General features: G+C 45.0%; 8 protein-coding genes and 1 pseudogene. 7 read left to right on the forward strand and 2 right to left on the reverse strand.

The features are described from left to right. The first annotated feature begins 23 nt into the window (after positions 1–23). From NDI48_20195 to NDI48_20225, 7 genes and pseudogenes are all read left to right on the forward strand, one after another. On the forward strand, positions 24–2,657 hold the full coding sequence (locus NDI48_20195; protein MEP0833491.1) for an OmpA family protein: 2,634 nt from the start codon (positions 24–26) through the stop codon (positions 2,655–2,657). 40 nt (positions 2,658–2,697) lie between these two features. Then, positions 2,698–3,213, forward strand: a pseudogene (locus NDI48_20200) (GTP-binding protein). A 488-nt stretch (positions 3,214–3,701) separates the two neighbouring features. Continuing rightward, positions 3,702–4,211 carry a GTP-binding protein gene (locus NDI48_20205; protein ID MEP0833492.1) on the forward strand — a complete coding sequence of 170 codons (510 nt, stop codon included), beginning with the start codon at positions 3,702–3,704 and terminating at the stop codon, positions 4,209–4,211. Continuing rightward, complete coding sequence (locus tag NDI48_20210; GenBank protein ID MEP0833493.1) at positions 4,208–5,743, forward strand: PAS domain-containing sensor histidine kinase; 1,536 nt, start codon at positions 4,208–4,210, stop codon at positions 5,741–5,743. Before NDI48_20205 ends, NDI48_20210 begins: the two co-directional genes overlap by 4 nt. Before the next feature lie 440 nt (positions 5,744–6,183). Then, positions 6,184–7,176 (forward strand): NAD-dependent epimerase/dehydratase family protein, encoded by a 993-nt coding sequence (locus NDI48_20215; GenBank protein ID MEP0833494.1) that lies wholly within the window; start codon positions 6,184–6,186, stop codon positions 7,174–7,176. Between the two features lie 192 nt (positions 7,177–7,368). Beyond that, a complete protein-coding gene (gene mutL, locus NDI48_20220; GenBank protein MEP0833495.1) occupies positions 7,369–9,111 on the forward strand; it encodes a DNA mismatch repair endonuclease MutL in 1,743 nt (580 codons plus the stop codon). After that, entirely contained in the window at positions 9,101–9,925 is an 825-nt protein-coding gene (locus NDI48_20225; protein MEP0833496.1) for an ion transporter, read from the forward strand. Before mutL ends, NDI48_20225 begins: the two co-directional genes overlap by 11 nt. A gap of 68 nt (positions 9,926–9,993) precedes the next feature. Here NDI48_20225 and NDI48_20230 read toward each other — a convergent pair whose 3' ends face one another. Next, positions 9,994–10,506, reverse strand: a complete 513-nt coding sequence (locus tag NDI48_20230; GenBank protein ID MEP0833497.1) for a nitrogen fixation protein — start codon at positions 10,504–10,506, stop codon at positions 9,994–9,996. Next, a complete protein-coding gene (locus NDI48_20235; GenBank protein ID MEP0833498.1) occupies positions 10,478–12,202 on the reverse strand; it encodes a WD40 repeat domain-containing protein in 1,725 nt (574 codons plus the stop codon). The genes NDI48_20230 and NDI48_20235 overlap by 29 nt, the downstream gene beginning before the upstream one ends.

Consider the following 12,202-nt stretch of genomic DNA (forward strand, 5'->3'; position numbering starts at 1 on the left):
ATTTAGGGGAAGTAGATTAGACTATGGCTTCATCAAAAGAAAATCCCTCAGCTAAATCCCAGCTAAAAGGCTTAGTGGATTTATTGGCTGATTTACAAATTCTGAACACACCGCAAAAACCTCCCGATGAATCTACCCCGTCTCAGAAAGATGCACCCAGTCCGGGTGAAGCTCTGGGTTTGGCGTCGGTGGAGGAATACCAAGATGCACCGCCAAAGGCTGACGCTGCTCATGGGGCTAACACGGCGCGATCGCAAGATATACTTGAGCCTGAGACAAACACTCTCATTGAGTCTCAGTTCAATGAAAAAAATTCTCCAGAAACGTCTCATTTCGTCGCTCACCCTTCAGCGATAGAAGGCTCCCTCAATGGGGTTGAAGGTGAACCCAAAGAACTATCTCAGCCTCATCCACCAGAACAGCAAGAACAAGAGCCTAACAAACCATCTCTTCTCTCTCAAGCGGTTGAATTTTTGCAAAGTCGGCGAGAGCAATCTTATACGTCACAACAGCAAGAAGCAGAGCCTAAAAAGCCATCCCTTCTTTCTCAAGCCGGGGAATCTTTGCCAAAGGGACTATCTCAGCCTCATCCGCCAGAACAGGAAGAAACAGCAGTTACCAACCAATCCCTTGCCTCTCAAGTAGATTCAAGCCAGTCCAAAAACTTAGAGGCACCGCCCGAAAAAGGCTTTAATCAGCTCATTGAATCTCACTGGCAAAAAGTGCAGCGAAACCAATATACCCATCAATCCATGGGTTCGATGCCTGATCAAGATGTAGACAATTCAATTACCCTATTTGAGCGTTGGCAACGTCTGCTCCTGACTCAGGAAGTCATGGATTCTCGAACGGCGTTCGCAGAGTTTAAACAAAAATTAGAGAGTCTGGAGCATCAAATTTATGAACCTACACAATTAAGTAGTTTACTTCTACCTTTAATCGCTGATCTTTTGGCTCAAAAGGTAGCTGATGCCAGGGAAGATGTGGCTCAAGCCATTGCTCCAGTTATTGATGAAATGATTCAGCGTCGGGCTAAACAAGATATCGTGGCGATTAGTACGGCTTTAGCCCCTGTGATACCTGAAGCTGTTGCCAAACAAGTGATCAACTCGCCTGGGGCTTTTGCTAAAGCACTAGGGCCAGAAATGGGGAAGGCTATCCAAGAACAGATTATCTTAGAGCGGGATTCCATGGTAGATGCTCTCTATCCCGTCATTGGTAGCACCATTTCTAAATACATGGCGGAAGCCATTAAAGCGATTAATGAAAAAGTCGAAAATGCTTTCAGTGTAGAGGGACTTTCTCGCAAAGCTCGTGCCAAGGTGCAGGGAATTTCTGAGGCAGAACTCATCTTCAAAGAGTCAATGCCGTTTACCATCCAGGCGATGTTTTTAATTCATAAAAGCTCTGGATTGGTAATTGCGGAAGTGCAACCCTCAGATAGCCAGCGCCTAGAGTCGGAGATGGTGGCAGGTATGCTTACGGCGATCCGCAGTTTTGTCAATGATGTAATCGCCCAGACTGGAAGTGTTTCGGAGATCGATCAAATTGACTATGGCGATTCAAGAATTATCCTGGAAGTGGCGGGATACTGTTACCTAGCGGCAGTAACCAAAGGAGAACCTCCTCGCTCATTTATGCAAAAGATGCGTAGTACGCTGAGTACTATCATTCAAAAACAAGGTAAACCCATCGAATTATTTGATGGCGACCCGGATAATGTTCCTGAAGAGGTACACCAGCTCCTCAAAGACTTAACAAAACTTCCCGATACAACTTCAGCCACTGAAAAATCTCAAGCTCCTGTTGGCCTGTTACTCATCGGTTTAACAGCATTAATCGCGATTTCTTTACCGATAGGAATCTATCAACATTTGAGTTCAACAGACCGTCGTCGTGAAAAAGAAATCAACCTAGCTTTAGCATCTGATCCAGAGTTAGCGGTTTATCGGGTTGGGGTAGACGCCAATCTGGGAACAATCAAGCTGAGTGGAAAGTTACCCAATCAATATCTTCGTTCTAGAGCCGAAAAAATTGCCAAGGAAGTCGAACCCAAAGTCAGCATACACAATACGATTATCCCTGTGGAAGTGCCCCCCGATCCGGTGTTGGCAGCAGCGGAAGTGAAGCGAGTGGCTAATATTCTAAATCAGATTCAGGGGGCGGTGATTGCAGCCGATTATAGTGAGGGAGCCGTCACCGTCAAGGGAGCGGTACTTGAGCAAGACGATGCCAAGCAAATCACACAAGCCTTTTTGCAAATTCCCGGAGTGAAGTCCGTCAGCAATACCGTACAACTGCAATCTCAGGCGATCGCCTCCCGAATTTACTTTGACCAGGGTTCTTCCGAGATAAAATCAGAGGAACGCTCAAAAATTGCTCAGATCAGGGCATTTCTTGATCAGCACCCAAACAAACACCTCAAACTCTTGGGTCATACTGACCCTAAGGGTTCGGCTACTGAAAATCAGCCATTGGCACTGGAACGGGCAACCAAGGTCAAAAATGTCCTTGTTGCTCAAGGTATCAATGCCAAGCGACTGCAAGCTGAAGGGACAATAGACCCTCCTATGGGTGTAAGTGCCGAGCAACTACCCTTATTAAGTCGATGTGTAGAATTTGAGATCATTTCACCTAAAGGGTTAATGCGTTCTTGATAAGTGAGGAATCAGTACTGAGCAACGACGATCGATTATCATGTCACTGATCTCTAAGAAAATCTGCATCATTGGTGAGTCGGAAGTCGGCAAAAATAGTCTAATTTGTCGCTTTGTCGAACGCCAGTTCAGTGAAGAATATCTTTCCACGGTGGGAGTACAAATTTCCCGGAAAACGCTTCAATTGCAAGGAGTCAATTCTTCGCACCAACTGAATATACAGTTGCTGATCTGGAGCATCACAGGGCATCCTAATTTTAAGGCGATCGCTCCCACTTACTTAAGAGGAAGTAGCGGTGCTGTTGTCGTTGCCGACCTCACCCGTCCAGAAACGATTGAGCGGCTAGCAGAACATATTCAGCTTTTTTTAGCCATCAATCCCAAAGGTTTTATTATAGTCGCCTTAAATAAATGCGATTTAATTGAACAGGAACAACTGGCAGAACTCATTCAGCTTCAAAATCTGGAGCAAGTCGTATCAGGAATCTATCCAACTTCAGCCAAGACGGGCTTATACGTTGACGACATTTTTCTCCAAATTGCTTACAAAATTTTAGAATCCTGCGACAATGGCTTTTCCTCCTTTCAAACTTCCCTTGGCCTAGAAGACTTCTCTAACGGCAGAAAAGGGGGGGAGGGAAACCAGAGTCTTCATGATAGCGATGCGGAGCATACTCCCAAGAAGAACCCGCAGTGTCGTTCACACAGGACAGGGAAACAGAATGATGATGGTCTATTCCTGCTGGGATGTTGTCTCACTACTCCTGGGACATTGCTGCGCCACGCTTGGACGTTAGCGTAGCCAGCGTGGGCACTCTAAGACCATATTGGGTGAACGCCATCAGACCACATCCGACTTGTAAACCCCTTTTTTAATCGTCTAAACAATCCTTTCCCTTTCCCATCCTCCCACTCTCCGGGTGGGCACCCGCAGCTTTAGTGAGGAGGCAGCGCCCCTATGCCCCACTCCCCCCTTGCATAAGCGTTATCGGGAGGTTAAAAGAGAGCTGTAGACTGAAAAATTAACAATTAGTAACTATTTACATGGCAACTATCTCCAAGAAAATTTGCATGGTGGGTGACTTCGGAGTCGGCAAGACGAGCTTGATTCGTCGATTTGTCGATCGCCAGTTCAGCGATCAGTATCTTTCCACGGTGGGAGTCAAGATCTCTCGGAAACTTGTGGAATCCGTGAATTTACAGTTGTTAATCTGGGACTTAGAAGGTCACACTAAGTTCAAGGGTATTACCCCCAGTTACCTACAGGGAGCCAGTGGAGCTGTTGTTGTTGCCGATGTCAGCCGCATTGAAACCGTAGAACGGCTTTTAGAGCATGTTCAACTCTTTTCATCCATTAATCCCAAAGGAACAATTGTAGTTGCTTTAAATAAATCAGATTTAATTGATGAAGAAAAACTAGCCAAACTCACTCAATTAGTTCCCGTGCATGATTGCGAACAAGTGGTAGCAATCTACCAAACTTCAGCAAAGACAGGCATATCCGTAGACGAAATATTCCAAAAATTAGCTGAAAAAAGTCTAGAATCCGTATGAACCTTCTTTTAACTAAAATTTTAGCGCCCCGTTATGAGTACCTGATACTGACACGAAAGTTGGTGATTTTAGAGGCATCCTATGGCGCGCAATGTTTTGCCGATTGTGCAGAAACGTTGAAATTGGGAAAAGATGCCCGCGTGTCTTTCCCGGAACTACTAGGAACTGAAGAAATTCTCAGTGATATCCTAGAAGGACGACAGAGCAATTTTGAATTGAAAGGAATTGCTCGAAAAAATGACCAAAAATTTCCTTTTTACTTAGATTTATATATCAGTGAGTACTCTAATCAAGAGACATTGGAAAATCATCTCATTGTCTTACTTGAAGATGCTACAGAAAGGATGATTTTACAGCAGACTTTGGCGCAAAGAACCAACGAAGCCAATCTCTTAGTCAGTTCTTTGACCGCTTCAAAAAATTATATTGATAAAATTATTAACTCCATGGCTGATGCTTTATTAGTAACAACAGCATCAGGAATTATTAAAACTGTCAATCCATTTGCTCAAGATTTATTTGGCTACAGCCAGGACGAGTTAATTGACCAGCCAATCTCAAAGTTAATTTCCCATGAAAAATTCTTAGAGTATACAAAAAAGTTTTCCTCTTCAAATCAAGGTGAATTTATCAAAGATGTGGAAGTAGTTTGTCAAACTAAAACGGGCGAACAAATTTGGATATCTTTTTCCTGCTCAGCGATTCAGACAGAAGTTGAAGGATTACAAAACTTCGTTTATATCGGTCGAGATATTAGTGATCGCAAACGTGTAGAAGCTCAGATGATGAAAGCCCTCGAACGGGAAAGAGAACTCCGAGAACTCAAATCCGACTTTGTTTCGATGGCAAGCCATGAGTTCCGGACGCCCCTAACGGCAATCTTTTCTTCGGCTGAATTACTGCAACATTACGGTAATATCTGGGCTGAAGAGAAAAAGCTCAAACATTATCATCGGATTGAATCTGCCGTCAGACGGATGACAGGACTCTTAGATGATGTTTTGCTTTACAGTAAAGCCGAAGCAGGAAAACTACAGTTTAATCCTACCTCCCTAGTTTTGAACAATCTGTGTAGCGATCTAGTGGAAGAATTGCAACTCGGCATTGGAGAAAAGCATAAGATTTCCTGGGTCTACTCAGGGCCATGCAAGAATGCTTACATGGATGAAAAGCTCCTGTTGCACATTTTGACTAATTTACTGTCAAATGCAATTAAATATTCACCCTCAGGTAGTACCATCTTTTTTAGCGGCTCCTGTGATCAGGAAAATGAAGAGATCACCTTTGAAATTAAAGACCAAGGAATTGGTATTCCTCCAGAAGACCAAGCACAACTGTTTGAGTCGTTCCATCGAGCCAAAAATGTGGGGGATATTCCTGGGACAGGACTTGGTTTAGCCATTGTGCAAAAATCAGTAGAATTACACGCGGGTAAGATTACAGTCAATAGTGAAGTAGGGGTTGGCACTACCTTTCGTGTGACTCTACCGTTGAATAGCAAAATTAAACATGTTCCCGTGGAATGTCTCTAGTTACTTACGCCTTTGGAGCAAAGATTTTGCTAATTTAATCGTTTCCAAAAAATAATTCTGTTTATTGAGAACACTTTATACAACCTTTAAAAATCTCGTGATACTGGTTACGGAAGTATCATAAATAAATCGATGAATATTCAAAAAAGTTGCTGACATTACAGTATTTCCTTAAGCTTCGCCTCTACACTTGTCATTACTGAACTCTTGCAATAAATCTATTCCATTACTTGTTTGGGCTTGAGAGATTTTTCAGTCCCAACGGTTTATAAATGCTTACCATGCATTTATATGGAACATTAATGAAAAACTAGCGCTCCGTAATAGTACTGGAACATTACGGATTAGAGTTCAGTAATGTTACGCTAGAAAATTTCAGAAATTAGACCAATAATAGTTTTCGAGACTCGCTTGGGTATCGAGATAATCAGGGGATAAAAATGCAGAGAAAACTAATCTTAGGCGCAACTGGTTTTATTGGCGGTAACCTAGTAAGAACCTTAGTGGCTAGGGGGGAATATCCGAGAATTCTCGTTCGCCCCAGTTCTTCTCTTTCTTTTGTTGAAGATATTTTAGATCGAATCGAAATCGTCTACGGTGATTTTCAAGACAATGAGTCCTTGCGGGATGCAACAAAAGATATTGATGTCGTTTTTCATCTCATCTCAACAACGAGTCCGAGTTCACCGATGGGCAGTAGCCTTGATGATGCTTTAAGCAATTTATTGCCTACTATTCGCCTGGTTGAATATGCGATGGCTAATGGTGTAAAAAAAATCGTTTACACTTCATCTGGAGGTACGGTTTATGGTGAACCTCAAATCCTTCCTATTCCTGAAGAACATACTCTTTTTCCTAAATCAGTATACGGGCAGAGTAAGCTAACTATTGAAAATTTTCTTAATTTTTATGCCCGCTCAACAACGCTAGATGTTAATATCCTGCGAATCTCGAATCCTTTTGGGGCTGGGCAAAATCCCTTGAAAGCCCAAGGAATTATTGCGGTAGCCATGAATTGTGCTTACTCCAATCAGGTACTTAAACTCTATGGTAACGGTGAGGCCGTCAGAGACTATCTATATATCGATGACGTAACAGAAGCACTGATACTGGCGGCTCAAAAGCCTGGGTCTTCAATTGTTAATATTTCTTCAGGCATAGGTTATAGCGTTCGGGACATTGTTCAGGCTGTTGAAGAGGTTTCTGGTCGAAGCATTAAAAAAGAATTTATTCCGGTTCGCTCTAGTGATGTTAGTGTGAGTATCTTGTCTAACCGCCGTGCCTGGGAAATTTATGGTTGGTCTCCCAAAATTGGACTCTATGAAGGGTTAGCCAAATTGGATGAAATGAGGCAGACGAAGAGGCGTATAACTATAGAAAGAAGAAGCCAAGCAAGCATACATCCTATTGCAGTAACTTGCGGTCATCGATAGAATCTCCAAAATAAATTCCTATTCTGTAAGCGCAGTGAATCAGCGTTTGGAAAAGTCCCTGAATCATCTTACCTATCCAAATAGACTCTGGCTGAACTCGCCACCGTAAAGGCCATAAAACCCACTTTTCAGATAAGCTCTAAAGGTTGAGGCACAATCGCCTGTCTTCTGCCTCCGCTAGACTAGGAATTTATGAGCTTTGGTATTAGAGCCTTACCCAAAGAGGTGGTAAATCTCATTGCCGCCGGTGAGGTGATTGACTCTTTAGCGGCAGTGGTGCGAGAGTTGGTAGAAAATGCCCTTGATGCGGGTGCAACACGGATCGCGGTTTCGGTGTGGCCTGAGCAGTGGCGGGTACGGGTGGCAGATAATGGCATGGGCATGGACTTGGGAGATTTGCAACAAGCCGCTACTGCCCATAGCACCAGCAAAATCCGTACCAGTGATGATCTGTGGAAGATTACGAGTTTAGGATTTCGCGGGGAAGCGTTGCATAGTTTGGTCGCTTTAGCCGAGTTGGAGATTTTGAGCCGACGGACTCCGAATGTTGAGGGTTGGCGAGTGAGGTATAACTCCCAAGGTGAACCGATGCAGGTGGAAGCTTGTGCGATCGCTCCTGGTACAGTCGTCACTGTCTCCAATTTATTCGGAAATTGGCCTGTGCGCCGCAAGGGCTTACCGTCAGTGGCACAACAACTCAAAGCGATACAAACGACGATTCAGCAAATTGCCCTGTGCCATCCCCGTGTTACCTGGCAAGTGCAGCAAAATGAGCGTCCCTGGTTTTGCCTCAGTGCCGGTACAACAACTCAACATATTCTCCCCCAAATCTTGCGACAGGTACGGCAGACGGACTTGCAGTATCTCAGCGTGGAAGTCCCGACGCCGGAGACTGGCGGCGGGGGAGATTTACCTGAGCAAAAGCCTGACTCTAAAATTCAAAATTCGTTGATTCAGCTCGTTTTGGGGCTACCGGATCGGTGCCATCGGCAACGCCCCGATTGGGTAAAGGTGGCGACGAATAGACGCCTGGTGCGATCGCCTGAATTGGAACAGACAATTTTAGCCGCGACTTCGCGAACTTGTCCACGCGATCGCTACCCGATTTGTTTTCTCCACCTGCAAGTCTGCCCCAGCCTCATTGACTGGAATCGCCATCCGGCTAAGGCGGAAATTTACTTACATTCCCTCTTCTACTGGCAGGAACAAGTCTCCCGTGCGATCGAGCAAGCCTTACGCATTAGTCCCACCCATGTTTCAGAAGCGAACCAATCCCAGCGAGTGACAACATTACTCAAGGTGTCGGAAGAAAAAGCAGGCTACAACGTGAGTCGTTCCGTACAACCCGCATCGGAGAAGGCAGAAAAGACGCAGACATCTAATGAAATTGGCCTGATTGAACTGCGAGCCGTAGCTCAGGTTCACAATAGGTATATTGTGGCGGAGCATCCGACGGGGATGTGGCTGGTGGAACAACATATTGCCCATGAGCGAGTTTTGTATGAGCAATTGTGCGATCGCTGGCAACTCGTGCCTTTAGAACCCCCCGTCATTCTCAGTCATTTGACACCCGCTCAAGTCGAGCAACTTCAACGGTTAGGGTTAGAGGTAGAACCCTTTGGTGAGCAGCTATGGGCGGTACGGAAGGCACCCGAATTATTGACAAAACGAGAGGATTGTGCATTGGCTCTATTAGAACTCAGTTTAGGGGGAGATCTGCAAACGGCTCAAGTCGCAACGGCTTGTCGTAGTGCCATTCGCAATGGTACCCCTTTGAGCTTATCCGAAATGCAGACCTTGTTAGACCAATGGACACGCTCTCGTAATCCTCGCACTTGTCCCCACGGACGCCCTATTTATTTATCCTTAGAAGAGTCAGCACTATCGCGTTTCTTCCGCCGTCATTGGGTGATTGGTAAGAGTCATGGAATCTGATTTAAAGTTTTCTACGATACCGCTGCGACGAAGGATCGCTTATTACCTAGAAGACATTGAAACGCCAATAGGTAGAGCCGTTAATTTGTTTATCTTGGGGCTAATTCTGCTGTCTTCAGCAATTTTCGTGGCTCAAACCTACCCCATTCCTGATTCAGCTCGCAATATAATTGATACTCTTGATAGGTTAATTGGCCTCATTTTTGTTACAGAATATATAATTCGTTTTTGGTGTGCTGACGAGAAAATAAAATTCTTTTTTACTCCCTTTTCTCTGCTTGATTTGGTTGCCATAACGCCCTTTATTTTAAGGCTAACAAATATCCAATTTATTAGGATGTTTAGATGGTTCCGAATTCTGCGATTAATTCGGTTTATCAATTTCAAGATTTATTTTTTACGGATAAACTCTGAGGATGGCATAATTTTTGCCAGAATAATATTTACTTTATTTACAATAATTTTTATTTACTCTGGACTGATTTATCAAGTTGAGCATCGAGCCAATGCTGAGGCGTTCAAAACATTTTTGGATGCGTTCTATTTCTCAGTCGTAACGATGACAACGGTTGGGTTTGGGGATGTTACTCCGGTTTCCGAAGGTGGTCGATTACTGACCGTCTTAATGATTTTGACTGGGATTGCTCTGATTCCTTGGCAGCTGGGGGATTTGATTAAGCAATTACTAAAAACGGCTAACCAAGTCGAGAAATTGTGTTCAGGTTGTGGCTTGCCGTCCCATGATAAAGATGCTCAGTTCTGCAAAATCTGCGGGACAAAATTGGCAGAGGCTTGCAGTATTCAGCCTCGCTGAGCAAGGAAGTTGCTTGGGAGTTGCAGTGACGATTATGAGTCCCGATATGAGGCGCTCTAGCTTCATTTCTAATCATTCTTAGTCGGAGTTGCTACTTGGCGCAGTTGTTCAGAAGGGTGGTAAGTTTTAGTCACAACTTGCGGACAGCGTAGACAGGCGGCTTTCCCTTCTTGCTGCCACCATCGACAGCTAGAGCGTAGTGGACAGACTGGCAGTATATCTACAACCGTTGGCAGCATACTAACAATCCGCTGGGCAAGACGGCAATCCGTACCATCAAAATGCCGACAGCCACTACCCGCACAAGGAGCGGCAAACCGAAAAACCTCCGTGGGAGCAACTGAGCCGGATACAGCCAATAGCTCATCCGTCACTGGTTGAGGTTCCCGGAGATAGGCAAGCCGTGGTGACTCTACAGTACCGCCCACCACACCAAATACAACGCTTTCTCCCTGTTCGGGGTGAGTCGTGCTGGGGCAGAGTGGCGAGGCATTCGTCGGGATAATTGGTTTCATACTTCCCACCTCATTCTGATTGGCGAAACTACTACCGCTATCTCCATACTTTGATAGTTCCGTCATCACTCGTACTCACTAAGGTTTGACCATCCGGGCTGATAGCGATGGAACTGATCTCTGAAGGCTCTTCCAGGGTGTGCAGATGTTTGCCATCACTCAGATTCCAAAATTTGATAGTTCCGTCATAACTTGCACTAACTAAGGTTTGACCATCCCGACTGATAACAACAGAACTCACACATTTTGAATGCCCCCTAAGGGTGTGGAGTTGTTTGCCAGTGTGTAGATTCCAGAAATTAATGGCTCCGTCCTGACTCCCACTGACTAAAGTCTGGCTATCTGGACTGATGGCAAGGGAATCAACAACGCTTGAATGCCCTTGGAGAATGTTTACCAGCTTGCCAGTGTGCAGATTCCACACTTTGATGGTTCGATCTTCTCTGAAGTTCGTTGTTCGCCCCAAACCACAACTGACCAAGGTAAGACCATCTGGGCTGATGACAACGGAATTGATGCCGCTGGAATGTGCTTTGAGGGTGTTCACCTCCTCGCCATTGTGCAGATTCCACACTCTGAGGGTTCCGTTCTCACTACCACTAACGAAGGTGTGACCATCTGAACTGATGGCGACAGACTTGATCGTTCCTGAAGACCTATAAAGGGTGCTTTTCTGTTCGCCAGTTGGCAATTTCCACAGAGCAATGATTCCGTTCCAATCGCCAGTAATTAAGGTCAGACCATCTGGGCTAACAGCGATGCACGAAATAGAGTCAGAACCTATTCTCAGAGTAGGCTGTCGTTTACCCGTGTACAGATTCCATAGTATGAATCCCTCACGTATACTGCCACAGATTAAAGTTTGACTATCCGGGCTAATCGTAACAGGATTTGTTCCATTCCACCCTAAATGTCCAGAGAAAATACACTGCAAAAATTGATATGGATTATATTCTTGTAATGCCTGCTGCGCTAACGGCTCTGAAGAAGCCCGAAGCTGCCAATAGACCGCTTGAGCTATGGATTGCGACTCATTCTTGAGAGCTTGAATCACCAAGTCTATGCCGGCTTGACCATACTTCAAAGCCTCTTTGAGGGCAACGATTTTTGACTCAACCTCCGTACTTACCAAGCGCCGCTTCACACCTTCGAGTCCTCCCAAAACCACACTACTCGCCAATGTTGGGTTTTGTCCCCCCAGAACTGCATCGTTGGATTGAGGCTGAGGCAACTTGACTTCTTCTACGGGTGGAGCGATCGGAACTTGCAAAGACAGATCTTGAGCCTTACACTCCTCAGACGACGGATCTATGAACATACCCAGCAATATAGAATGACCAGCCTCAGCATTAACCTGAGACAGCATTTCGTCTTCTAGTGACGGAGAAATCGGGACTGGTCCAGATAAAGCTTCATGCTCATCATCGGACCACCCTATCATCTGTGACGGATCTAACGGATCTATAAGAACCATGTCAAAACCCGCATCAATGTAGTCATCTGAATCGTTATCAAACGACTCTACACTGTGAGCTTCATTCGCTCTTTCAAGGGCGGCTAAGATAGCTGCATCTAATTCTGTTTCTGTCTCAATGGAGTCAGCTTGACGGATGGAGTTGTCGCTTGGCTGTTGAGTTGGTTCTTCCATAGCACTGTGCTGTAAACCGCCATCATTTATCCCAGTGATATCACAAGGTCTGATTAAACGGCTATAAAGCCATCCATTGAATGCCCAAGCCCCATGAAGCGTTTGATGTAGCAT

Origin of the sequence: Microcoleus sp. AS-A8 (assembly GCA_039962225.1) — a bacterium.
In the GTDB taxonomy this organism is placed as follows: Bacteria; Cyanobacteriota; Cyanobacteriia; order Cyanobacteriales; family Coleofasciculaceae; genus Allocoleopsis.

Excerpts from the sequence above, each read along its gene's own strand:
- NDI48_20195 (MEP0833491.1), top strand. The coding sequence starts at position 24 with ATGGCTTCATCAAAAGAAAATCCCTCAGCTAAATCCCAGCTAAAAGGC.
- NDI48_20205 (MEP0833492.1), top strand. The coding sequence starts at position 3,702 with ATGGCAACTATCTCCAAGAAAATTTGCATGGTGGGTGACTTCGGAGTC.
- NDI48_20210 (MEP0833493.1), top strand. The coding sequence starts at position 4,208 with ATGAACCTTCTTTTAACTAAAATTTTAGCGCCCCGTTATGAGTACCTG.
- NDI48_20215 (MEP0833494.1), top strand. The coding sequence starts at position 6,184 with ATGCAGAGAAAACTAATCTTAGGCGCAACTGGTTTTATTGGCGGTAAC.
- mutL (MEP0833495.1), top strand. The coding sequence starts at position 7,369 with ATGAGCTTTGGTATTAGAGCCTTACCCAAAGAGGTGGTAAATCTCATT.
- NDI48_20225 (MEP0833496.1), top strand. The coding sequence starts at position 9,101 with ATGGAATCTGATTTAAAGTTTTCTACGATACCGCTGCGACGAAGGATC.
- NDI48_20230 (MEP0833497.1), bottom strand. The coding sequence starts at position 10,506 with ATGACGGAACTATCAAAGTATGGAGATAGCGGTAGTAGTTTCGCCAAT.
- NDI48_20235 (MEP0833498.1), bottom strand. The coding sequence starts at position 12,202 with ATGCTACATCAAACGCTTCATGGGGCTTGGGCATTCAATGGATGGCTT.